The 24,244-nt window shown below is 71.1% G+C and carries 18 protein-coding genes; 8 read left to right on the top strand and 10 right to left on the bottom strand.

Translation table 11 applies throughout. The features are described 5' to 3' along the window. From ACIRR9_RS49015 to ACIRR9_RS49000, 4 genes are all read right to left on the bottom strand, one after another. Positions 1–1,979, bottom strand: a 1,979-nt coding sequence (locus ACIRR9_RS49015) for a phosphoketolase (RefSeq protein ID WP_403766382.1), incomplete at its 3' end; no start/stop codon positions are given. Between the two features lie 849 nt (positions 1,980–2,828). Further along, positions 2,829–4,700 (bottom strand): rhamnogalacturonan lyase, encoded by a 1,872-nt coding sequence (locus ACIRR9_RS49010; protein ID WP_403766379.1) that lies wholly within the window; start codon positions 4,698–4,700, stop codon positions 2,829–2,831. 124 nt (positions 4,701–4,824) lie between these two features. Continuing rightward, positions 4,825–5,574: a class I SAM-dependent methyltransferase gene (locus tag ACIRR9_RS49005; protein WP_403766376.1), complete on the bottom strand. Its 750-nt coding sequence runs from the start codon at positions 5,572–5,574 to the stop codon at positions 4,825–4,827. Positions 5,575–5,579: 5 nt separating this feature from the next. Beyond that, the gene (locus tag ACIRR9_RS49000) at positions 5,580–5,885 is read right to left on the bottom strand and encodes a 4a-hydroxytetrahydrobiopterin dehydratase (protein WP_384567735.1); all 306 of its coding nucleotides are present in this window, start codon (positions 5,883–5,885) and stop codon (positions 5,580–5,582) included. Positions 5,886–5,984: 99 nt separating this feature from the next. Here ACIRR9_RS49000 and ACIRR9_RS48995 point away from each other — a divergent pair, with 99 nt between their 5' ends. The 7 genes from ACIRR9_RS48995 to narI all read left to right on the top strand — a co-directional run bounded on the left by ACIRR9_RS48995 (position 5,985) and on the right by narI (position 15,225). Beyond that, entirely contained in the window at positions 5,985–6,827 is an 843-nt protein-coding gene (locus ACIRR9_RS48995; RefSeq protein ID WP_403766372.1) for a helix-turn-helix domain-containing protein, read from the top strand. 110 nt (positions 6,828–6,937) lie between these two features. Beyond that, a complete protein-coding gene (locus tag ACIRR9_RS48990) occupies positions 6,938–7,801 on the top strand; it encodes a helix-turn-helix domain-containing protein (RefSeq protein WP_384567740.1) in 864 nt (287 codons plus the stop codon). A 29-nt stretch (positions 7,802–7,830) separates the two neighbouring features. Further along, positions 7,831–8,646, top strand: coding sequence for an SAM-dependent methyltransferase (locus tag ACIRR9_RS48985; protein ID WP_403766369.1), 816 nt, complete (start codon positions 7,831–7,833; stop codon positions 8,644–8,646). A gap of 78 nt (positions 8,647–8,724) precedes the next feature. Next, positions 8,725–12,408, top strand: coding sequence for a nitrate reductase subunit alpha (locus ACIRR9_RS48980; RefSeq protein ID WP_403766366.1), 3,684 nt, complete (start codon positions 8,725–8,727; stop codon positions 12,406–12,408). Then, entirely contained in the window at positions 12,408–14,012 is a 1,605-nt protein-coding gene (gene narH / locus ACIRR9_RS48975; protein ID WP_403766363.1) for a nitrate reductase subunit beta, read from the top strand. Before ACIRR9_RS48980 ends, narH begins: the two co-directional genes overlap by 1 nt. Further along, positions 14,012–14,506 (top strand): nitrate reductase molybdenum cofactor assembly chaperone, encoded by a 495-nt coding sequence (gene narJ / locus ACIRR9_RS48970; RefSeq protein WP_403766361.1) that lies wholly within the window; start codon positions 14,012–14,014, stop codon positions 14,504–14,506. Before narH ends, narJ begins: the two co-directional genes overlap by 1 nt. Then, positions 14,503–15,225, top strand: coding sequence for a respiratory nitrate reductase subunit gamma (gene narI, locus ACIRR9_RS48965; RefSeq protein WP_403766358.1), 723 nt, complete (start codon positions 14,503–14,505; stop codon positions 15,223–15,225). Before narJ ends, narI begins: the two co-directional genes overlap by 4 nt. Positions 15,226–15,247: 22 nt before the next feature. Here the strand turns inward: narI and dnaK are convergent, their stop codons facing one another. The 6 genes from dnaK to ACIRR9_RS48935 all read right to left on the bottom strand — a co-directional run bounded on the left by dnaK (position 15,248) and on the right by ACIRR9_RS48935 (position 23,379). Next, on the bottom strand, positions 15,248–17,101 hold the full coding sequence (gene dnaK, locus ACIRR9_RS48960) for a molecular chaperone DnaK (RefSeq protein WP_403766356.1): 1,854 nt from the start codon (positions 17,099–17,101) through the stop codon (positions 15,248–15,250). Between the two features lie 137 nt (positions 17,102–17,238). Further along, entirely contained in the window at positions 17,239–17,664 is a 426-nt protein-coding gene (locus ACIRR9_RS48955) for an OsmC family protein (protein ID WP_123972477.1), read from the bottom strand. Between the two features lie 58 nt (positions 17,665–17,722). Further along, positions 17,723–19,537: a hypothetical protein gene (locus tag ACIRR9_RS48950; RefSeq protein WP_403766352.1), complete on the bottom strand. Its 1,815-nt coding sequence runs from the start codon at positions 19,535–19,537 to the stop codon at positions 17,723–17,725. Beyond that, positions 19,534–20,595: an ATP-binding protein gene (locus ACIRR9_RS48945; RefSeq protein ID WP_403766349.1), complete on the bottom strand. Its 1,062-nt coding sequence runs from the start codon at positions 20,593–20,595 to the stop codon at positions 19,534–19,536. Before ACIRR9_RS48945 ends, ACIRR9_RS48950 begins: the two co-directional genes overlap by 4 nt. 186 nt (positions 20,596–20,781) lie before the next feature. Then, positions 20,782–22,860, bottom strand: coding sequence for a phage holin family protein (locus ACIRR9_RS48940; protein WP_403766346.1), 2,079 nt, complete (start codon positions 22,858–22,860; stop codon positions 20,782–20,784). An 87-nt stretch (positions 22,861–22,947) separates the two neighbouring features. Continuing rightward, positions 22,948–23,379 (bottom strand): hypothetical protein, encoded by a 432-nt coding sequence (locus tag ACIRR9_RS48935; RefSeq protein ID WP_365351733.1) that lies wholly within the window; start codon positions 23,377–23,379, stop codon positions 22,948–22,950. Positions 23,380–23,463: 84 nt separating this feature from the next. On the opposite strand from ACIRR9_RS48935, the gene ACIRR9_RS48930 reads away from it, so the two are divergent. Next, positions 23,464–24,237, top strand: a complete 774-nt coding sequence (locus tag ACIRR9_RS48930) for an MBL fold metallo-hydrolase (protein ID WP_123972481.1) — start codon at positions 23,464–23,466, stop codon at positions 24,235–24,237. Positions 24,238–24,244 lie beyond the last annotated feature (7 nt).

Here is a 24,244-nt window from a genome sequence, read left to right as displayed (position 1 = left end):
TTGACCACGCGCACGGCCAGCTCGGGGAGATGGCGGCGCAGCAACTGCGCGACGGCCAGCACCTCCTGGGTGGGGACGTCGCCGGCGCAGGCGAGTACCACGTCGGGTTCACGGGTGCCGTTCTCGGTGCCGGCCCACTCCCAGATCCCGGCGCCGCGGGCGCAGTGGACGCGGGCCTGGTCCATGGAGAGCCAGTCGAAGCAGGGCTGTTTGCCGGCCACGACCACGTTGACGTAGTCGCGGCTGCGCAGCACGTGGTCCGCCACGGAGAGCAGGGTGTTGGCGTCCGGCGGGAGGTAGACGCGGACGACCTCGGGGCTCTTGTTGAGGACGTGGTCGACGAAGCCGGGGTCCTGGTGCGAGAAGCCGTTGTGGTCCTGACGCCAGACGTGCGAGGTGAGAAGGTAGTTGAGGGAGGCGATCGGGGCCCGCCAGGCCAGCTCCCTGGACGTCTTGAGCCACTTGATGTGCTGGTTGACCATCGAATCGACGATGTGCACGAACGCCTCGTAGCAGGAGAACAGTCCGTGCCGGCCGGTGAGGAGATAGCCCTCCAGCCAGCCCTGGCAGCAGTGTTCGGAGAGGATCTCCATCACCCGGCCGTGCCGGTCGAGGTGTTCGTCCACCGGGAGCACCTCGGCCTGCCAGGCCTTGCCGGTGGCGTCGTAGACGGCTTGGAGCCGGTTGGAGGCGGTCTCGTCGGGACCGACGACACGGAAGTCCCGGCGGGTGCGGGTGCCGGCCATGACCCGGGCGAGGAAGTCACCTAGGACCCGGGTGGGTTCGTGCAGGGTGGCGCCCGGTTTGTCGACGGGTACGGCGAACTCGTCGAGGCCGGCCAGGGGCAGGTCCCGGACGAGGAGGCCGCCGTTGGCGTGCGGGGTGGCACCGAGGCGGCGGGCGCCGTCGGGGACACAGGCGAGCACGTCGGCGACCGGCCGGCCGTCGGGCCCGAACAGCTCCGCCGGCCGGTACGACCGCAGCCACGCCTCCAGCTGCCGCAGATGCTCGGGGTTTTCACGGACCGCGGACAGCGGCACCTGATGGGCCCGCCAGGTGCCCTCGACGGGGACACCGTCCACCTCGGCAGGGCCCGTCCACCCCTTGGGCGTACGCAGCACGATCATCGGCCAGTGCACCCGCTCGGTGACACCGTCCTCGCGGGCCGAGCGCTGCATGACGGCGATGCGGTCCAGAGCGTCGTCCATCGCCGCGGCCATGGCACGGTGGACCTCACGCGGGTCGTCACCGGTGACATGGATCGGGTCGTGACCGTATCCGCGCAGCAGATCGTCGAGTTCGGCCTCGGGTAGACGGGCCAGGACGGTCGGGTTGGCGATCTTGTAGCCGTTGAGATGCAGGATCGGCAGCACGGCGCCGTCGTGCGCCGGGTCGAGGAACTTGTTCGAGTGCCAGGACGCCGCCAGCGGCCCGGTCTCCGCCTCGCCGTCACCGACCACACAGGCGACCAGCAGGTCCGGGTTGTCCAGGGCGGCACCGTAGGCGTGGGAGAGCGAGTAGCCGAGTTCACCGCCCTCGTGGATCGAACCCGGCGTCTCCGGGGCCACATGGCTGGGCACACCGCCGGGGAAGGAGAACTGCCTGAACAGTCGTGCCATCCCCGCCGCGTCCCGCGACACATCCGGATAGGTCTCGCTGTAACTGCCCTCCAGCCAGGAGTTCGCCAGCACGGACGGACCGCCGTGCCCCGGCCCCCACACGCACAACGCATCCAGCCCACGCGCCCTGATCACCCGGTTCAGGTGCGTGTACACAAGGTTCAGACCCGGCGAGGTGCCCCAGTGACCGAGCAGCCGGGGCTTGATGTGCTCCGGCCGCAACGGCTCGGCGAGCAACGGGTTCGACATCAGGTAGATCTGGCCCGCGGCCAGGTAGTTCGCGGCGCGCCAGTGCGCGTCCAGGGTGCGCAACTCCTCTTCGGACAGTACGGCGGTGTCCTGCTGTTCGAGCTGGGACATGGGTGGGGCTCCCGAAGTCGTCGGTGCGGGCCGGTGGTCGGGCTGCGGGGCAGCCGGTCGGTCACCGTGGGCCATGTCCGCTCGGGGACGACGGTGACCAGGTAGGTGGGGTGGTGCGGGACCGCGTGGGCGACACGGCCGGGGGGGAGGGTCACGCTGCGGGGTCTGCGCGGGGCGCCCATGGCCGGAGGGCCGGCGTCGTGGGAGGCCGTCACGAACACCCGTCGGGCGTGACCCGGCGTGGTCCGCCGGTGCGGGGGCAGGTTCGGTGGCGGTTCGCTCGGCGCCTCGTTCAGCGTAGCCAGGGCCCGCCGCTCGTGCAGCCGGGCGGCCTCCGGGTGCGGCTGCGGCAGGGCTCCCACGCCGGTCCAGGCCGGTCTCCGGACGGGTCGGCGGCCTAGGGCCAGGGCCTAGGCACCAGGCACCAGGCACCAGGCACCAGGGCGGCCAACGGCTCCGGAACCGGTTCCCGGACCAGCACGGGCGGCCCGGCTCTCGGGCGCGCCGTCGGCACCCGCTGTGACGGTGCGAGGCACGATCTCCACCTCCTGTGGCGGTATCCCCGCGACGGGGGTCCGGCGACGGTTCGAGTCCGGTGCGCGCCGGCTCGTTGCGTCTTCCGCCGGCGCGTTGCGTCTTCGATGGTTCAGCGTCGGGGGAGGGCACGGGGAGCGGCCGTACGGCCCGGAGGCGGGCCCATGGTCCCGGGGTGGAAGGTCCGCTCGGCCCATGGCGGGCCCGGGATCCCACGGCCGCACGCCGACACCGGCCGCCTCTCCCTCCCTGGGCCGGGAGGCCTCCCGGGAGAGGGAGCGGGCGCGTGCCGCAAGGACCCGCGCCCGCCTTCGCTCAGGGGGTGTAGACCGTCGGGCGCGGTGCCGTGGCCATCCCGTCGCCGATGAAGAAGCTCGGGTGCGGGGGCTGGTTGTAGGCGGTGTTCTGCCAGGCCAGGGCCGTGCGGTACTGGGTGTCGTGGAGGAGGGTGGTGATACGGGTGCTCGTCTCGTACGGGGTGGAGTAGATCCGCAGGGCCGTGTTGTCCGTCGTCGGCCAGACGACCTCCTCGCGCCAGTCGCCGAGGATGTCCCCGGAGAGGGACGGGGTCGCCTTGGTGCCGTTGTTCGAGTGGACGTCGGCGCCGGTCAGCAGGCGGGTGTCGGCCGAGGTGCCGTACTTGTCGATGTGGGTGTCGTCGAGGAGTTCACGGACCGGGTCGCCGTCCCACCAGGAGAGGAAGTTGGTGCTGGAGGGCTTGCGGCTCGCGACCACCGTGCCCTGCGGGTTGCGTACGCCGTCCGCGTGCGAGGACCAGGACTCGGCGCCCGCGCTGCCCGCCCAGATGTCCCCGGAGACGCCGCGGCCGTTGTCGCCGTTGGGGTCGGTGGACCAGAGGATCTCGCCGGTCTTCGCGTCCGCCATCCAGGAGGAGGGCTTGGAGCTGTCCTCGTCGACCTTGAACTCCTCCAGGCCGGGCCGGGAGGGGTCCAGGTCGCCGACGTGCATGGCGTCGCCGTGGCCGTTCTTGGTCGTCCAGAGTCCGTAGCCGTTGTCGTCGACGGCCATCGAGCCGTACACGATCTCGTCCTTGCCGTCGCCGTCGACGTCCGCGATGGACAGCTGGTGGTCGCCCTGGCCGTCGTAGCCCTTGCCGCTGTTGGTGGAGGAGTTGGTGTCGAAGGTCCAGCGCCGGGTGAAGGCGCCGTTCCGCCAGTCCCAGGCCGCGATGACGGTACGGGTGTAGTAGCCGCGCGCCTCGATCAGCGAGGGGCGGGAGCCGTCGAGGTAGGCGGTGCCGGCGAGGAAGCGGTCGACGCGGTTGCCGTAGGAGTCGCCCCACGAGGACACCGTGCCGCGTGCCGGGACGTAGTCGACCGTACCCATCGCCTTGCCGGTCTGCCCGTTGAACATGGTCAGGTACTCCGGCCCGGACAGGACGTAACCGCTGGAGTTGCGGTAGTCGGCCGCCGAGTCGCCGATCACCGCGCCCGTGCCGTCGACCGTGCCGTCCGCGGTCTTCATGGCGACCTCGGCCTTGCCGTCGCCGTCGTAGTCGTACACCTGGAACTGGGTGTAGTGGGCGCCGGAGCGGATGTTCTTCCCCAGGTCGATGCGCCACAGGCGGGTGCCGTCGAGTGTGATGCCGTCGAGGAAGGTGTCGCCGGTGTAGCCGGACTGGGAGTTGTCCTTGGCGTTGGTCGGCTGCCACTTGAGCACGAAGTCCAGCCGGCCGTCGCCGTCGAGATCGCCGACGGAGGCGTCGTTGGCCTCGTAGGTGTACGACACCCCGTCAGGGGTGGTGCCACCGGCGGGCGGAGTGATGGGGACGTCCTTGTAGCCGGCGCGGAACTGGATCGCGTGGACCGAGTCGGCCTGTTCGACGCCGTTCACGATCGCGCGAACGGTGTAGTCGGCCTGGGCCGGGGCGCCGGAGTGGAAGTAGTTCGTCGAGCCCGTGATCGGGCTGGAGTTGACCTTCGTACCGGCGCGGTAGACGTTGAAGGAGACGTCATCGGGGTCAGTGCCCAGCCAGCGCCAGCTGACCAGGTTGCCGGCGTCGGTGTGGACGCTGACCACGCCCCGGTCGAGGGCCTCGACCTGACGGGCGGTGGCCGCCGCGGCGGGGCCGGCGGAGAGAGCGGTCAGACCGGCGCCGACCAGTGCGGCCGCGGTGGTGAGTGCCGCCAGGACGGCGGAGCGTCGTCTGCGATGCGGGTGCTGCACGTGGGGTACCTCCCGGGAGACGGACTGGGTCTGCTGTCAGTCGCAGCCGCCCGCCCGGGAGTTGCCGTGTCTTTCGGCCAGTTCGGCTTCCGTGGCGGTGGAGTTCGGGGACGGGGGGCCTCCTTCAGCCGGCCGTCGGTTTCCTGAACGCTCGTAGGGTGAAGTGGGGGTCGGGGCGGTGGCGGTCCTGGTCGGGCAGGGTGGCCAGGCGCTCGGCGAACTCCTCGGCCCGGGGGTCGCCGGGCCGTAGCGCCGTGAACCAGCCGCGTCGCAGGTCGGCGATGGTGGAGCGGGGGCTGCGGCCCTGGCCGAGGCCGGCGAAGGCCGACTGTCCGGCGGGGAGCAGGCCGTTCACCGCGGCGTGCGCGGTCACGTGCTCGGAGGCGTCCGGGGCCGGGCGGCGCGGGCGCGGTGCGAGGACGGCGTCGATGTCGCTGCCGACGTCGTGCGCGGCGGCCTTGTCGACGGTCGTGACGTAGACCCCGCCGGGCCGCAGCACGCGTGCGCACTCGGCGACGATCGCGCGGACCTCGCCGGTGTCCGCTATGAGGTGGAGCAGCCAGACGGTGGTCACGGCGTCGAAGGTGGCGTCCGGGAAGGGGAGCCGGCGGCTGTCGGCCAGCGTGATCGCTCCCGGCAGCCGGGCCGCCGCCCGCCTTGCCATGGCGTGCGCGCGGTCCGCCCCGGTGACCTGGAGTGCGGGGCGGGCCGCGGCGAGGCGGCGGGTGACGATGCCGGTGCCGCAGGCGAGGTCGAGCAGGCGGCCGGGTCGGTCCGGGATCAGGCCGAGGACGGCGTCGGCGGCCGCCTCGGCGCGGGCCTCGCCACCGCGGGACGCGTCGTAGGCCTCGGCTTCCTTGTCGTAGTCGAGCACACGGCTCAGTGTGCTCCGTGGCCTGGGGCGATGTCCTCCACCCTGCGGGCGAGTCCGAAGTCCAGCTCGGTGACGGCGCCGCCGACACTGTGGGTGTTCACGGTGAGGGTGACGGTGTGGTAGCCGAGGGTGAGGTCGGAGTGGTGGTCGAGCTCGTCCTGGATGCGGGCGATGTGCACGACGAGTGCGGTGGCGGCGAAGTGCGAGTCGAGGCGGAAGGCGCGGGCGAGCCGGTCGCCGTCCAGCGACCAGCCCGGCAGCTCGGCCAGCCGGTCCTCGATCTCCTTCTGCGACAGCGGTTCGACGGCCATGGTGCGGTTTCCTTCCCGGAGGCGTACGTGGGATCAGCCTGCCATGAAGTGGGATTGCCGGGCCGGTCACACGCGCGCTCCTCGACTACGGTCGTCCGTATGACCCTTGTCGCGTCCGGTCCCGCCGACTCCCCCGCCGCCTCCCCGACCGCCTCCGACGGCAAGGGAGCGGGTCCGCTGCTGCGGGCGTGGCGGGAGCGGCGGCGGATCAGCCAGCTGGAGCTGGCACTGCGTGCCGACTCCTCGGCCCGGCACATCAGCTTCGTCGAGACGGGCCGCGCGCGGCCGAGCGAGGAGATGGTGCTGCGCCTGGCCGAGCACCTGGACGTACCGGTGCGGGAGCGCAACGCGCTGCTGCTGTCCGCCGGTTACGCCCCGCACTACCCGGAGACCCCGCTGGACGACCCGGCGCTGGACGCGCTGCGGGACGGCATGGAGCGGCTGATCGGAGGCTATGAGCCGTATCCGGCGCTGGTCGTGGACGCCACGTACACCGTGGTCGCCGCCAACCGCGGCATCGCCATGCTCCTGGAGGGGGTGCCGCAGTCGCTGCTCGCGCCCGCGCCGAACGCGATGCGGCTGACCCTGCACCCGGAGGGACTGGCGCCGCGCATCCGCAATCTGCCCGAGTGGCGTGGGCATCTGCTGGAGCAGATGGAGCGGCAGATCGCGCTCCACCGGTCGACCGCGCTGCGGGAGTTGTACGAGGAGGTCGCCGCCTATCCGGTCCCGGCCGGTGTCGACGAGGGTCGGCCGGTCGAGCCCGTCGCGTACTTCGCGCTGCCGCTGCGGATCGAGCACGAGGGGCGGGTGCTGTCGTTCGTGTCGTCGATCTCGACGTTCAACACCCCGATGGACGTGACGGTCGCCGAGCTGGCCATCGAGACGTTCCTGCCGGCCGACCCGGCGACCGCCAAGTACCTGCAGTCGCTCGTGGGTTGACGCAAAGGATGCTCCGCGCGTAGACACAGGAGTCTGCCTCGACAACGTGTGCGACGGCGGCATCGCGTGTCAGACTGCACGCGTACTTGTGCACGTAGGGGAGGCGTGGCGTGAGTGAGCGGCGTGCTGCGCCCACCGTGGGGCAGGTCGTGCTGGGCAAACGGCTGCAGGAGCTGCGGGAGGCGGCGGGCCTGGCCCGGGACGAGGCGGCCCAGGTGCTGCGGGTGGCGCAGGCGACCGTACGGCGGATGGAGATGGCCGAGGTCGCGCTGAAGATCCCGTACGTCCAGGTGCTGCTGGAGACGTACGGGGTGCCCGAGGAGGAGCAGGGCGCGTTCGTGCGGCTGGCCGAGGAGGCCAACCAGCCGGGCTGGTGGCAGCGGTTCCATGACGTCCTGCCGGACTGGTTCAGCCTGTACGTGAGTCTGGAGGGCGCCGCCCGGGTCGTCCGCTCCTACGAACCGCACTTCTTCCCCGGCCTGTTGCAGACCGAGGCGTATGCGCGGGCCGTGCTGGAGGCCGGGACCATAGGCCATACCGACCCCACGGCCGTCGAACGACATGTGTCGCTGCGTATGACCCGGCAGCGGCTGCTGGAGCAGGACGATCCGCCCCACCTGTGGGTGATCATGGACGAGACGGTGCTGCGGCGCCCGGTCAGCATCGACTGCGGGGTGATGCGCGACCAGGTCGACAAGCTGCTCACCTATATCGAGCGGGACCGGATAACCCTGCAGCTCGCCGAGTTCGCGAGCGGCCCGCATCCGGGGACGTACGCGCCGTTCACGCTGTTCCGGTTCGCCGAGCCGGAGCTGCCGGACATGGTCTTCACCGAGTATCTGACCGGCGCCCTGTACCTGGACTCGCGTGACGAGGTCGGGGCCCATCTGGAGGTCCTGGACCATATGACGGCCCGGGCCGCCTCGGCCCAGCGGACCGAGGACCTGCTGCGCGAGTACCGCGACAAAATCTGAGGACCTGAGGACCCGAAGGAGCACACAGCGTGACCGCATCCGAGCCCGCGTCCCTCGCCGTCGACACCAGCCGGCCGCATCCGGCGCGGGTGTACGACTGGTGGCTGGGCGGCAAGGACAACTACCCGGTGGACGAGGAGCTCGCCCGGAAGATCCTCGCCGTGGACGGCACGGTGCTGCGCGGGGCGCGCGCCAACCGCCGGTTCATGCAGCGGGCCGTGCGCACGGCCGCCGAGTCCGGCACCCGCCAGTTCCTGGACATCGGCACGGGCATCCCGACCGAGCCCAATCTGCACCAGGTGGCGCAGGGCGTGGCACCGGAGTCGAAGGTGGTGTACGCGGACAACGACCCGATCGTGCTGCGCCACGCCGAGGCCCTGCTGCACGGCACGCCCGAGGGCAGCACCGCGTATGTGCACGCCGACGTCCGCGATGTCGACGCCCTGCTGGGCCGGGCCGCCGAGACCCTGGACTTCGGGCAGCCGATCGCGCTGTCCCTGGTGGCGCTGACCCACTACCTAGACGACGACCCGGCCGGCGACGACGTGTACGGCCTGCTGAAGCGGTACGTGGACGCGCTCGCGCCGGGCAGCCATCTGATCCTGTCCCAGGTCACCCCGGACCTCAGCCCGGCGGCGATCGAGCAGGCGGCCGCGAACTTCCGGCGCAGCGGGACCCCCTTCCACCCGCGCTCGCTGCTCGGGTTCTCGCGCTTCTTCGACGGCCTGGAACTGCTCGGCCCCGGGGTGATCCCGGTCTCCGGCTGGCGCCCCGACCCGGAGGACGTGGCGCTGCAGCAGGAGGGCATCGTGCCGGTCTACGGCGGTGTCGCCCGCAAGGTCTGACCCGTCCGGGCGCCCTGAACAGGTGCGTTCCCGTGCCCGCCCCTAGCGTCTAAGCGAAGGGTGAGCAAGGGAGCGCAGGTGACGGATACGGAGACACCCCCCAAGGAGCCGGGTGCGGCACTGCTGGGCGCCGCCCGGTTCTTCCGGCCGGGCACGCCCGCACCCGACCTGCACAGCGTCTCGTTCACCGGCGGCCGGGAGGCGGACGCCTTCTACCGGGACCGCTGGAGCCACGACAAGGTCGTGAACTCCACCCACGGGGTGAACTGCACCGGCTCCTGTCGCTGGAAGGTGTACGTCAAGGACGGGATCATCACCTGGGAGACCCAGGAGACGGACTACCCGTCGGTCGGCCCCGACCGCCCCGAGTACGAGCCCCGCGGCTGTCCGCGCGGTGCCGCGTTCTCCTGGTACACGTACTCGCCGACACGGGTGCGGTATCCGTACGTCCGGGGTGTGCTCCTGGAGCTGTACCGGGAGGCGAAGAAGCGGCTGCGCGACCCGGTGGACGCCTGGGCGGACCTCCAGAGCGACCCCGAGCGCCGCCGCCGGTACCAGCAGGCGCGCGGCAAGGGCGGCCTGGTGCGGGCGAGTTGGGACGAGGCGGTGGAGATCGTCGCCGCCGCGCAGGTGCACACCATCAGGACCTACGGTCCCGACCGCATCGCCGGTTTCTCCCCCATTCCCGCGATGTCGATGGTGTCCCATGCGGCCGGCGCCCGCTACCACTCGCTCATCGGCGCCCCGATGCTCTCCTTCTACGACTGGTACGCCGACCTTCCCGTCGCCTCCCCGCAGGTGTTCGGCGACCAGACGGACGTACCGGAGTCGGGAGACTGGTGGGACGCGGCCTATCTGATGATGTGGGGCTCGAACGTCCCGGTGACCCGCACCCCCGACGCGCACTGGATGGCGGAGGCCCGCTACCGCGGTCAGAAGGTGGTGGTCGTCTCCCCCGACTACGCGGACAACGCCAAGTTCGCCGACGAGTGGCTGCACCCGCACCCGGGCACCGACGGCGCGCTGGCCCTGGCGATGGGCCACGTCATCCTGAAGGAGTTCTTCGTCGACCGCGAGACGCCGTTCTTCGCGGACTATGTAAGGAAGTTCACCGACCTGCCGTTCCTGGTGACGCTCACCGAACGGGACGGCGCGTATGTGCCGGACAAGTTCCTGCGCGCCACCGATCTGGGGCAGGAGGGCGAGGGCGCCGAGTGGAAGACGGTCGTCCTGGACTCGGTCTCCGGCCGCGCGGTGGTCCCGAACGGCTCCCTCGGCTTCCGCTGGACCGACTCCGGCAAGGGCCGCTGGAACCTCGAACTGGGCGACATCGAACCGAAGTTGAGCCTGTACGGCAGCGAGGTGGCGGCCGGGGTGGAGGTGCTGCTCCCGCACTTCGCCACGGACGGCGGCGAGCACGGCCAGGGGTGGGGGGACGTACTGCGAAGGGCCGTACCGGCGACCCGTCTGGGCGGAGCGGACGGCCCGCTGGTGACCACCGTCTACGACCTCCTGCTCGCCCAGTACGGCGTGTGGCGCCACGGGTTGCCGGGCAGCTGGCCCACCCACTACGAGGACGCGGGCGCCCCCGGCACCCCCGCCTGGCAGGAGCGGCACACCTCGGTGCCGGCCGCCAAGTGCATCAAGATCGCCCGGGAGTTCGCGCGGACCGCCGAGCGTTCCAAGGGCCGCTGCATGATCCTGATGGGCGCCGGCACCAACCACTGGTTCCACTCCGAGACCATCTACCGCGCCTTCCTCGCCCTGCTCCAGCTCACCGGCTGCCAGGGCCGCAACGGCGGCGGCTGGGCGCACTACGTCGGCCAGGAGAAGTGCCGCCCGGTGACCGGCTGGGCCACGCTGGCCTCCGCCAACGACTGGTCCCGGCCGCCGCGCCAGATGATCGGCACCGCGTACTGGTTCCTCAACACCGACCAGTGGCGCTACGACCGGTTCGCCGCCGACGTCCTGGCCTCGCCGCTGGGCCAGGGCAGGCTCGCCGGGATGACCGGGGCGGACTGTCTCGCGCTGTCGGCCCGCTCGGGCTGGATGCCGTCGTACCCGACCTTCGACCGCAACCCCCTCGAACTCGGCGGCGCCTTCGGCGACCCGGTGGCCAACGCGGTCGCCGAACTCCGCGCGGGGACGCTCAAGTTCGCGTGCGAGGACCCGGACGCACCGGAGAACTGGCCGCGGGTCCTGACCCTGTGGCGGGCGAATCTGCTGGGCTCGTCGGCGAAGGGCGCGGAGTACTTCACCAAGCACCTCCTCGGCACGCACTCCTCCCTGCGTGCCGAGGAGGCGACCCCCGAGGAGCGGCCACGGGACGTGGTCTGGCGGAACGAGGCGCCCGAGGGCAAGCTCGACCTCCTCGTCTCGCTCGACTTCCGGCAGACGTCCTCGACCCTGCTGTCGGACGTCGTGCTGCCGGCCGCCACCTGGTACGAGAAGCACGACCTGTCGTCGACGGACATGCATCCGTTCGTGCACTCCTTCACCCCGGCCGTGGACCCGCCCTGGCAGGCGCGCACCGACTTCGACGCCTTCAAGGCGCTCGCGGAGCGGCTGAGCGAACTGGCCGTCGAGCACCTCGGGGTGCGCAAGGACCTGGTGGCGGTGCCGCTGCAGCACGACACCCCGGGCGAGGTCGCCCAGCCGGGCGGGGTGGTACGGGACTGGCGGCGCGGGGAGTGCGAGCCGGTGCCCGGGGAGACCATGCCGAATCTGACCGTGGTCGAGCGGGACTACACGGCGATCGGCGCCAAGTTCACGGCGCTCGGCCCGCTGGTGGAGCAACTCGGCCTGCCCGCCAAGGGAATCACCCTGAAGCCCGACCAAGAGGTGGCGTATCTACGGGATCTGAACGGCACCGGATACCAGGGCCGCCCGTCCCTCGACACGGCGGTGAAGGCGGCCGACACCATCCTGGCGCTGTCCGGCACCACCAACGGCCGTCTCGCCACCCAGGGTTTCCGCACCCTGGAGGAGCGCACCGGGCAGGAGATGGCCCAGCTGGCCGCCGAGCACGAGGGCAAGCGGATCACGTACGCCGACACCCAGGCGGCGCCGGTGCCGGTGATCACCTCTCCGGAGTGGTCGGGCAGCGAGGCGGGCGGCCGCCGCTACACGGCGTTCATCCTCAACACCGAACACCTCAAGCCCTGGCACACGCTCACCGGACGCCAGCACTTCTTCCTCGACCACGACTGGATCCACGAACTGGGCGAGGCGCTTCCCGTCTACCGGCCGCCGCTGGACATGAACAAGCTGTTCGGCGAACCGCATCTGGGCCCGGACGGACAGCGGGAGGTGACGGTCCGTTATCTCACCCCGCACAACAAGTGGTCCATCCACTCCGAGTACCAGGACAACCTGTTCATGCTGGCCCTCTCCCGGGGCGGCCAGAACATCTGGATGTCCCCGCAGGACGCGGACACCATCGGGGTGAAGGACAACGACTGGGTCGAGGCGGTCAACCGCAACGGTGTCGTGACGGCCCGGGCGGTCGTCTCGCACCGGATGCCGGCCGGCACGGTCTACATGCACCACGCTCAGGAACGCACGGTGGCCGTCCCCAAGACGGAGACCACCGGTATGCGCGGCGGCATCCACAACACGCTCACCCGCCTCATCCTCAAGCCCTCGCACCTGATCGGCGGTTACGCCCAGCTGTCCTGGGCCTTCAACTACCTGGGCCCGACGGGCAACCAGCGCGACGAGGTGACCGTGATCCGGCGCCGCAGCCAGGAGGTCGAGTACTGATGCGCCCGATGGCCCAGATCGCGATGGTCATGAACCTCGACAAGTGCATCGGCTGCCATACCTGTTCGGTCACCTGCAAGCAGGCGTGGACCAACCGGCGGGGCATGGAGTACGTCTGGTTCAACAACGTCGAGACCCGGCCCGGCCAGGGTTATCCGCGCCGCTACGAGGACCAGGAGACCTGGCGCGGCGGCTGGGAGCTGAACCGGCGGGGCGCCCTGAAGCTGAAGGCGGGCGGGCGGCTGCACAAACTCGCCGGGATCTTCTCCAACCCCAGGCTGCCGGAGATCAAGGACTACTACGAGCCCTGGACCTACGACTACAAGAACCTCACCGACGCCCCGCTCGGTGACGACTACCCGGTGGCCCGTCCGGTCTCGCAGCTCGACGGCAAGCCGATGAAGATCGAGTGGTCGTCGAACTGGGACGACAACCTGGCCGGCGCGCCCGCCCACGGCGACCTCGACCCGATGGTCGAGCGCATCCGCCGGCAGGCGGCGGACAAGGTGAAGTTCGAGTTCGAGCAGACCTTCATGTTCTATCTGCCGCGGATCTGCGAGCACTGCCTCAACCCGTCGTGCGTGGCGTCCTGTCCGTCCGGGGCGATGTACAAACGGGCCGAGGACGGCATCGTCCTGGTCGACCAGGACCGCTGCCGGGGCTGGCGGATGTGCGTGACGGGATGCCCGTACAAGAAGGTCTACTTCAACCACGCCACCGGCAAGGCCGAGAAGTGCACCCTGTGCTACCCGCGCATCGAGGTCGGGCTGCCCACGGTCTGCTCGGAGACCTGCGTGGGCCGGCTGCGCTATCTCGGGGTGGTCCTCTACGACGCCGACAAGGTGACGGCGGCGGCCGAGACCGAGGACGAGAAGGCCTTGTACGAGGCCCAGCTGGGTGTCTTCCTCGATCCGCACGATCCGAGCGTGCAGGTCGCCTGCGACGAGGCGGGCATCCCGTACGACTGGATGGAGGCGGCCCGCCGCTCCCCGGTCCGCGCGCTGATCAGCGAGTACCGGGTGGCGCTGCCCCTGCACCCGGAGTACCGCACGATGCCGATGGTCTGGTACATCCCGCCCCTGTCCCCCGTCGTCGAGGCCCTGTCCGAGACGGGCCACGACGGTGAGGACGCCCGGAACCTCTTCGCCGCGATCGACACCCTGCGCATCCCCCTCGAATACCTGGCCGAGCTCTTCACCGCGGGCGACACCGGCCCGGTGCGGTCGTCGCTGGAGAAACTCGCGGCGATGCGCTCCCACATGCGGGCACTCAACCTCGCCGAGGAGCCGGACCCGGCGATCGCCAGGGCCGTGGGGATGCGGCCGGCGGAGATCGAGGCGATGTACCGGCTGCTGGCGATCGCCAAGTACGAGGACCGGTACGTGATTCCGACGGCGGCGGTAGGTGACGCACGCCGTCTGGAGGAGTCCGCGGTGCCGGACGCGTGCAGCCTCGACCACGCCGGCGGACCCGGTATGGGCGGCAACGGCCCGTTCGGCCAGGACTCGGGACGCAAACTGCTCCCTCTGGTGTCGGTGGAGAACTTCCACAGCCTGCGCAGACGGCAGACCGCCGACACTCCCGACGAGGCGAAGGAGGACTGATGCCCTCGGACGCGGTGTTCTACCAGGCGGCGGCGCTCTGTCTCACCTACCCGGACGACGACTTCGTCGCCCGGCTGCCGCTGCTGCGCGAAGCCGCCCCGCAGCTGCGGGAGTTCACCGACCATGCGACGGTGACCCCGCAGCAGGAGCTGGCCGCGCACTATGTACAGGTCTTCGACTTCAAGAACCGGCACAGTCTCTACCTCAGCTGGTGGCAGGACGGCGACACCCGTCGCCGGGGCATGTCCCTGGTCCGGTTCAAGGAGATCTACCAGGCGTACGGCATGGAGTTCACCGGCGAGGAACTGCCGGACTTCCTGCCGGCCGTCCTGGAGTTCACGGCCCGGACCGGCAACACCGACCTGCTCACCGAGCACCGTGACTGCCTGGAACAACTGCGGTGCCGGCTGACGGACTTCGGCACACCGTACGCCAGCGTGGTACGGGTGGTGTGCGACACGTTGCCGACGGTATGCCATGGGCCGCGCTCGTGAGCACCCTCCTCTGGGGCGCCCTGCCCTACATCGCCTTCGCCCTTCTCGTGGCCGGACTGGTCTGGCGCTACCGCTACGACAAGTACGGCTGGACCACCCGCTCCTCCCAGGTCTACGAGTCGAAACTGCTCGACATCGCCTCCCCCGCCTTCCACTACGGCATCCTGTTCGTCCTGGCGGGCCATGTCGTCGGCCTGTTCATCCCGTCGTCCTGGACGAACGCCCTCGGTGTGAGTGAGCACACCTACCACCTGTTCTCCCTCTACGGCGGCACCTTGGCGGGCGCTCTGACGGTGGCCGGCCTCGCCCTCCTCCTCTACCGCCGCCGTACCCGCGCCCCGGTCTTCCGCGCCACGACGGCGAACGACAAGGCGATGTACCTGTTCCTGGCGGCGGCGATCGTGCTGGGCATGACCGCGAAACTGACCCACGCCGGCGGGGACGGCTACGACTACCGCGAGACGATCGCGCCCTGGGCCCGCAGCCTGTTCACCCTCCAGCCGAGGACGGCCCTGATGGCGGACGTCCCGGTCCTCTACCAGGTGCATGCGGTCATCGGCATGATCCTGATCGCCATGGTCCCGTACACCCGCCTGGTCCATATGTTCAGCGCACCGGTGCAGTACCTGTTCCGCCCGTACGTGGTGTACCGGACCAGGGACCCACGGCAGTTGGGCCCCCGTCCGGAACGGCGGGGCTGGGAGACGACCCGCCGCTGACCCGGTCGCGAGGAGCGGTGCCTCACCCGGTCGCGCCCCGCTCGTCGTCCACGATCTCCGCGTCCACCACGCCCTCCTCCTCGGCCTCGGGTGCCCGCTGTTCCTCGGCCGAACCGCCGGCGGCGCCGGCGTTCGCGTACATGGCCTGCCCCATCTTCTGGCTCACCGTGGCCAGCTTCTCGACGCCGGTCCGGAGTTCGGCGGTGTCGGCGTTCCGTTCCAGCAGCGCCTTCAGCTCGCCCACCGCGCCCGCCACCTCGGCCTTCGCGGCCGCCGGGACCTTGTCCTCGTTGTCGCGGATGAACTTCTCGGTCTGGTAGACGAGTTGCTCGGCCTGGTTGCGGGTCTCGGCGGCCTCCCGGCGGTTGCGGTCCTCCTCGGCGTACTGCTCGGCCTCCCGCATCATGCGGTCGATGTCGTCCTTGGGGAGAGCGGAGCCGCCGGTCACGGTCATCTTCTGCTCGCGGCCGGTGGCGAGGTCCTTCGCCGAGACGTGCATGATCCCGTTCGCGTCGATGTCGAAGGCCACCTCGATCTGCGGGACGCCGCGCGGCGCGGGCGGCAGGCCGGTGAGGTCGAAGACGCCGAGCTTCTTGTTGTAGGCGGCGATCTCGCGTTCGCCCTGGTAGACCTGGATGCCGACCGAGGGCTGGTTGTCGGTCGCGGTGGTGAAGATCTCCGCACGCCGGGTCGGGATCGTGGTGTTGCGCTCGATGAGCCTGGTCATGATGCCGCCCTTGGTCTCGATGCCCAGGGACAGCGGTGTGACGTCCAGCAACAGCACGTCCTTGACGTCACCGCGGATGACACCCGCCTGCAGGGCCGCTCCGACCGCGACCACCTCGTCCGGGTTGACGCCCTTGTGCGGGTCCTTGCCGGTGAGTTCCTTGACCAGGTCGGTGACGGCGGGCATCCGCGTCGAGCCGCCGACCAGGATGACATGGTCGATCGCGGACAGCCGCACGCCCGCGTCCTTGACGGCCTGGTGGAAGGGTTTCTTGCAGCGGTCCAGCAAGTCCGCGGTCAGCTCCTGGAACTGAGCACGCGTCAGTTTCTCCTCCAGGTGGAGGGGGCCTTCGGCGGAGGCGGTGATGTAGGGCAGGTTGACCGAGGTCTCCGTCGACGACGACAGCTCGATCTTCGCCTTCTCCGCGCCCTCGCGCAGTCGCTGCAGCGCCATCTTGTCGTTGCCGAGGTCGATGCCGTACTGCCCCTTGAACCTCTTCACGAGGTGTTCGACGACCCGCTGGTCCCAGTCGTCGCCGCCCAGGTGGGTGTCACCGTTGGTGGCCTTGACCTCGATCACACCGTCGCCGATCTCCAGGAGGGAGACGTCGAAGGTGCCGCCGCCGAGGTCGAAGACGAGGACGGTCTGCTCCTCACCCCGGTCGAGGCCGTAGGCGAGGGCGGCGGCCGTCGGCTCGTTGATGATCCGCAGCACCTTCAGGCCGGCGATCTCCCCGGCCTCCTTGGTGGCCTGCCGCTGGGAGTCGTCGAAGTACGCGGGTACGGTGATCACCGCGTCGGTGACGTCCTCGCCGAGGTACGCCTCGGTGTCCCGCTTCAGTTTCTGCAGCACCCGCGCCGACAGCTCCTGGGCCCGGTACCGCGTGCCGTCGACGCTCCCGCTCTCCGGGAACCGCCAGGCCGCGTCGCCCATGTGCCGCTTCACCGAGCGCGCGGTGCGGTCCACATTGGTCACCGCCTGCCGCTTGGCGACCTCGCCGACCAGCACATCGCCGTTCTTGGCGAAGGCCACCACCGACGGGGTGGTGCGCGCCCCCTCGGCGTTGGCGACGACGGTGGGCTCACCGCCCTCCAGGACGGCCACCACCGAGTTCGTCGTACCGAGATCGATTCCGACCGCACGTGCCATGTCCGTCCCCTTCCGCCCAGGGCACTTCCCCGACTCCAGCACAAAACTTGAGCGGGCCGTTGTCAATGCCGGGTACCCCGTAAAACGACGGTGCCGCGCCCCCGGACGGGGACGCGGCACCGGGTGGGGTGCGGCGGTCAGGCGAGCTTCGCCGACAGGGTGATGGTGGTGCCGGCCAGGGCCTGGCTGACCGGGCAGTTCTTCTTGGCGTCCTCGGCGGCGGCGACGAAGCCGTCCTCGTCCAGGCCGGGGACCGTGCCCTCGACGGTCAGGTGGATGCCGGTGATGCCGGTGCCCGGCTGGAAGGTGACGTCGGCGTTGGTGACCAGCCTGGTGGGCGGGGTACCGGCACCGGCCAGGGCGTGCGACAGCGCCATGGAGAAGCAGCTGGAGTGGGCGCCCGCGATCAGCTCCTCCGGGCTGGTCTTGCCGTTCGCCTCCTGGGAGCGGGCGGCCCACGTGACCGGCTGCTCACTGATACCGGAGGAGTCGAAGGTGATGACACCGTTGCCCTCGGTGAGGCTGCCTTCCCAGACGGTGTGTGCGGTACGCGTGGTAGCCACGGTTGTTCCTTTCGGCGAGTGGACCGGTTTCGCAGGTCCCATCCGATCACATCCGGGCTCAGCGCACCCGGAAGACGGGTCCCCTTGCACTGAAGGGCAGCCGCGCACCCTGCGGGATCAGGTACGCGTGCTCGCGGCGGACCCGCAGTACATCGCACCAGCCGTCGGTGATCACCAGGAGCGGGGCGGTGGGCGGGAAGTCGTCCGCGCGGTGCAGCAGGTCGATGCCGGGCTGCAGGACGGTGCCGCCGCGCCCGTGCACCCGGACCCGCCCGGCGATCTCGGTCGCCGGCAGATACCCGACGTCGTGCGGGGCCGCGTCGCAGAAGACGACCCGGGCGGCCGGTACGTCCCGGGCCTCCGCGTAGGAGGCGATCGCGCCGAGGGCCTTGCCGAGCAGGGTGCGGTCCATGGAGCCGGAGGTGTCCAGGACCACGCCGAAGGTGCAGCGGGCGACCTCCTCGGGCGGGAAGTAACGCCCCGCGCGCGGGATGTCGGGGGTGGAGGACTGGCGGCGCGAGGGGCGCGCGTACGACCGTACGGCCTCCGGGCGTGGCACGAACTCGTCGAACCAGCGGGCGAGTTGCGCGTCCCAGGGCAGCGGCGGATGACTCAGCGCGCGGATCTCCTCGACCAGGCCGCCCGGCAGGAAACCCCGGCCCTGGGTCTGGTGCAGGTCGAGCCCTTGGTACAGCCCTCGCCGGTAGAACTCGTCGAGGTCGGCATAGACACCGGGCGGCTTGAGCGGCGCGCCCAGCACATCGCCGCGCCCCTTGCCGCGCAGCGTGGCCAGGCGCCGCAGCCGCCGCAGGTCCCCCGCGATCCGGTCGTAGACCTCCTCCGCCGACAGGTCCTTCAACTCCGGGTCGTACAGCAGCCCTTCGGGCATGGTGCCGACGCGCATCTCGACCAGCCAGCCGTTGATGACATAGTCGCAGGCGATGTTGAAGAGGTAGGGGTCGCGGCCGCCGAGGCGGTCGCCGTGGCGCAGGGCGGCGTGCAGCATCTCGTGGGCGAGGACGAACCGCCATTCCTCGTCGTCCATCGTGCGCAGCGGGTTGATGTAGATCTCGCCGGCCTCGGGGTTGACGGCGGCCACGGCGATGTCGTGGGCACGGGCCAGTTCGGCGTCGGCGACCAGCTTGATGCCGGCCGCGATGCCGCCGAGCAGCGGGTAGGAGGAGATGAACCAGCTCAGCGCCTTCTCCCAGGGGCGCAGCGGGGTGGGCGGCCCGGACATGGAGGTGCGGCGGCCGCCGGCCAGGTCCATCGCCCGGGACATGGTGCGGGTCAGCGCGTGCGCGAAGCCGATCTGCCAGTCGGGGATCTGCCCGGCCCATGTGTTCCAGGAGAGCAGCAGCTGGTCCGCTTCGCCGCCGCTGGTGCCGCCGCGCTCGTAGGCGGCCGGAATGCCTCCGGCGCGCCGCCAGCGGGCGGCGAGCTGTTCCTCGTCGCCGTCCGGGTACGACGCGGGCAGGTGGTCCGGCGTCTCGCCGACCGGGAAGGTCTGCAGGAAGCGGTTGACGACGGTGCAGCGGGCGGCGAGGTCGTAGCGGTCGGGCTGGGTGCGCGGGCCGGTGGCGGCCGGGAGATGGCCGAAGCCGAGGTGGATGGTGCAGTGGGCCAGCGCCCAGGCCCACTCGGCGGGTTCGGCGCGGCGGGTGGCGTGGGCGTGCAGCACGCCGTCGGAGTCGGCACGCACCAGCCCCTCGGTGGGCGCGAGTTCGCACTTCTCGTGCCGGCAGATGGTGAACTCGACGGCCCGCAGGGCGGGGTTGGCGCGCAGCAGCTCGACGCCTGCCGCGAAGTTCTCCGCGGCAGGGTCCGGTTTCTTCTGGTTCTTCTGGTTGTTCCGTGGAGCGGTTCGGCTCACCGGCGGGCCTCCACGAGCCGGGGCATGTCCCGGGCCGCCTCGATCAGGAACCAGGCGGGCAGCACGGGGTTGCCGTCGGTGTCGGAGGCGATGACGGTCTGGGCGACCTCGACGGAGATCTCGGCGAGCTGCACCAGCAGCGACTTGGCGCGGTACGCGGCCTGCCGGCCGTTCGCCGACATGTGCTCCTTGTCGACGGGCAGTTCCTTGACGAGCCGCCCCCGGAACGACTCGGCGAGGTAGTACAGCAGGTCACGGTCCTCGACGCGATGCGGCCAGCCGGCGTCGCCCTTGAGGATCGCCTCGATGCCGAAGCGGCTCCGCACGATCTTGACGTAACCGCAGAAGGCGGTCGCGTGCGCGGGCGTCAGCGTGCCGTGGGCGAGGACCTTCAGCGTCTCCTCGTCGAGGTCGCGCCCGAAGGAGTGCAGGGCGTCGGAGAGCATGTGCCAGGAGCGCGGGGTGGAGAACGGCTCCTCGGTCTTCGGCGGCTTGGACCACAGGTGGTCGGGCCGGTCGGTCAGGTGGTCCAGGATCCAGGGGTGGATGGCGTTGCCCGCGGCCCAGGCGAGCCAGTCGTGCGCGGAGGCCTCCAGGTGGACGTGGGCCAGCCGGTTGACGAGGGCGGAGGCGATGGGCCGGGCGAGGGCGTTGTCGGTGGCCCGGTTGCCGGCGCCGATCACGATCGAGCCCTTGGGCAGCTCGTAGTTCCCGATGCGCCGGTCCAGGATCAGCGAGTAGAAGGCCTTCTGGACGTCGGGTGTGGCCGCGTTCAGCTCGTCGAGGAACAAACAGTACGGCTCGTCCCGGGCGATCGCCTCGGGCGGGCAGAACACCGACCGCCCGTCGCGGATCTGCGGGACGCCGATCAGGTCCTCGGGCGCGAGCTGGGTACCGAGCAGACTCACACACTCCAGGCCCAGCGACTCGGCGAACTCCCGCACGAGAGAGGACTTCCCGATGCCGGGCGCCCCCCAGATGAAGACGGGCCGGACGGTGGCGAGACCGAGGAGGAGTTCGGGGATGCGGGAGGGCGTGACGGCGACGGCTGCCTGCAAGAGGCTGCTCCTTGGGGGTGTTCGAGACGTTTGCGACTCGAACAGTGTGAGCCGGGGGCACCATGGACGCAGCTGAATTTTCAGGAGGCAGGCATGAAGCGCCCCTAAAGGGGCGCTGGGGTACCCCCGGCCGAAGGCTGGGGGAGGAACTGCGCGACAAGCCCCCACCGGCCCGCGGCGAACGAACTACGCAGCTTTCTCTTCTTCCTCGGACAACGGAATCTGCGGCCCGTCCATCTCCCGAATCCACCGCCGCAACACCCGATGCACGGCCTCGGCCCCCACAAGCTCTTCCCCCTCCCCCACCGGCGCCGAGAAATCAACCGGCGACAACAGGAACGGCCGACCCTGCGCGCCCCCCAACCCCCCGTGCGACCCGATCTGCTCCTCGAACGCGAGCACTTCGCCGTCCTCCGGGTCGTACCACGAGTTGACCATGACGTCGGCGGTGTGCGGGAACGAGTGGGTCCGCCGTATCGCGTCCGCCGCGCCCGCGCCGAAAACCGCCAGCGGCCCCGCATCCCCGTCGAGCCGCTCGACCGGCACCTCCGCACCGTACGCACCGAGCACGACTCCACCGTGCGCTTCGCTGCGCACCAGCAGAAACCCGACGCCGGGATGGTTGGCGAGGGTGGTGAGCAGGGCCGGGTACCGCGCGTCGATCTCCTCCTTGGTCATCCGGTGCGGCACGTCCGGGAAGGAGATCAGGCCGAGGTTGCCGGACGCGAGCACGATCGGCTCGGAGTGCCGGGTCGGACGGTGCTTCTCCCCGCCCTCCTCGACCGGCCGACGCAGCGCCGCGCGCACCGCGGCCCGCGCCTCCGTCCCGCTGTGGGTACTCCCCCACTGCTCAACGCGTGGCGGGACCCCCACGGCCCGCCGCGGCACGGGCAGCCCGCAGCCGGCGCGCACCAGGTCGCCCAGGGTGAGCCCGTAGCGGGCGCGGAAGGTCTCGCCGGGGCTCTGGCCGTGGTCGGAGAGGACGACGATCCTGTACGGCCTCGGGGCGTGTTCGGCGGCCTTCTCGATCAGGGCGAGGGCGCGGTCCAGGCGTTGCAGCACCTTCTCGGCGTCGCGACTGTGCGGTCCGGAGTGGTGGGCGACCTCGTCGTAGGCGACCAGGTCGGCGTAGACGGCGCTGCGGCCGACGAGCAGGTCGCCCATGACCGCGGCGACGACGACGTCCCGTTCGACGACGGTGGCGAAGGCGCGGACGAAGGGGTAGAGGCCGCCGCGTTTGACGCGCGGCCGCTGCTTGCGGAGCCGGGCCGTGCTGGACTGGCCGATCTCGCGGACGACCTCGGCGAAGAAGGAGAGGGCGGTACGGACGGCGTTGGCGGGGTCGGAGAAGTAGGCGAAGTAACCGGCGCGGGAACGGTTCTCCCGGCCCCGGCGGCGGGTGGCGATGGACAGGACGAGTGCCTGTTCGTCGGCGCCGCCGCTGAAGAGGTTGCCACGGCTGGCACCGTCCAGGGTGAGCAGGCCCCCGTCGGCGGTGCGCTCGACGGCCCGGCGCTGGAGTTCGGCCGCGCTGGTCGGCCGGTTGCAGACCATCACCTCCCGGTGCTCCTTCTCGTACCAGCGGAAGGCGGGGACGTCGAAGTTGGAGCCGTGCAGGATGCCGAGCTGGCTGGCGCCGGTCTGGCTGGACCAGTCGGTGCGCCAGGGGGTGAGCCGGTGGGTGGGGTCCTGGAGCCAGCGCGCCACGGTGGGCATCAGGCCCTTGTCGACGGCGGCGGTGAGGACGTCGTGGCCGACGCCGTCGAGCTGGAGGAAGACGGTGCCGGGGACGGCCGGGCACGGCGGGTGGGACCTGCGGCGGCGGGTGGCGAGGCGGGAGAGCCGGCGCCGGTAGGCGTCGTCGTCGCGGACGGCGAGGGCACCGCCGGTGGCGGAGGCGACGGCGGACATCACGGCGGCGACGATCACGGCGGTCTCCGGCGCGGCCTCGCTCTGCCCGGAGGGGTTGATCCGCAGGGCGACGAGGAGGAGGGAGCCGTTGAGGAAGAAGACCAGCAGGCCGAGGACGAGGGCGGGCACGAGCAGCAGCAGCCGTACGAGAAGGGGCCATACGACGGCCGACAGCACACCGAAGGCGCCGGCGCCGAGGGCCGCGGTCACGGCGATCCGGGTGGCGCTGTCACCGTCCGGGGACTGGAGCTGGAAGTCGGGCAGGATCCCGGCGAGCACCAGCATCGTGACGGTGGAGACCGCCCACACCGTGACGCTCCGCCCGATCTGACTGACGACCCGCCGCCACCGCACGCCCCACCGACCTCACGTCCACGCCCCGCACCGGCCGCGGGTCCCGTGCGGTCAACACTGTCATACGGCGGTGGGGCGAGAGCGGGCTCACCTGCCGTCGTACCCGGCCGTGGGCATCGACAGTCTCCGGTGGATCATGGCCTTCATCCGGGCGTCGTAGCGTGGTTCGGCACGGCCCACGGTCTCCACCCGGACCCCGCGCCGCGCGCACTCGGCCGTGAAGTCGTCGACCGACGAGAGCGCGCTCTCCAGCACCCGTCTGCTGGGTGCGACGAAGACGTCGAGGCCGGGCCGGACCCCCGCCCACAGGGCGCTGTGGTCGTGACGCAGGCCGCGGACCAGGAGTTCGCGGGCGATCACGTACCCGTGCTCCACGGCCCAGCGGGCGCACATCGCGTGCTGGCTGCGGGAGTCGACCAGGAAGGGGTCGATCTCCAGTTCCTCCAGGGGCGTCAGACTCGCGATCGCGGTCACCCGCACCGGCGCGAGCCCGCCGGAGGCACCCCGCGGCTGTCCCATGGCGTCCCCCTCACCTCCGGGTTTCGCCGCCGACCATACTCCTGCACGTAGGCTTCGGGGAGTCGCGCGAAGGAGGCAAAGAAGGTGCCGGTGGAGATCACCTGGTGGGGTCACGCCACCTGCACCATCGAGGATTCGGGCGTACGCGTGCTCACCGATCCTCTGTTCGCGCGCCGGCTCGCGCATCTGCGCCGCCGCCGGGGTGCCCCGCCGCCGTCCGAGGCCCGGCACGCGGACCTCGCGCTCGTCTCCCATCTGCACGCCGACCATCTGCACGTCCCCTCGCTCGCCGGGCTCGCGCCGGGTACGCGCCTGCTGGTGCCCCGGGGCGCACCACGGGCGATACCCGCGCTCCGGCGTCTGGACCGGCTGCGGATCACGGAGGTCGGGGTCGGGGACGAGGTGCACGTCGGCCCCCTGGTCGTGCGCGCCGTGCCCGCATTGCACGACGGCCGGCGGCTGCCGGTCGGCCCGCACCGCTCCCCCGCCCTCGGGTACGTCGTCGAGGGCGCGGCACGGACGTACTTCGCCGGGGACACCGGGCTGTTCGACGAGATGGCCCAGGTGGTCGGGCCGGTGGACGTGGCCCTGCTGCCGGTCGGCGGGTGGGGGCCGTATCTCGGGGAGGGGCACCTCGACGCCGGGCGGGCGGCCCGGGCGCTGGCCGCGCTGGCACCGCGCAGCGCGGTGCCGGTGCACTACGGGACGTACTGGCCGATCGGCATGGACGCGGTGCGCCCGCACGAGTTCCATGCACCGGGCGACGAGTTCGTGCGCCTCGCGGCCGAGTACGCGCCGCAGGTGACGGTGCACAAGCTCGGCCACGGGGAGCGTGTGCGGCTGGAGGTCGCACGGTGAGACTGCT

It is taken from the genome of Streptomyces sp. NPDC101234, assembly GCF_044767525.1.
GTDB lineage: Bacteria > Actinomycetota > Actinomycetes > Streptomycetales > Streptomycetaceae > Streptomyces > Streptomyces sasae.
Note: the sequence above shows the minus strand (reverse complement) of the source record. Positions and strands in the feature narration are given on the sequence as shown.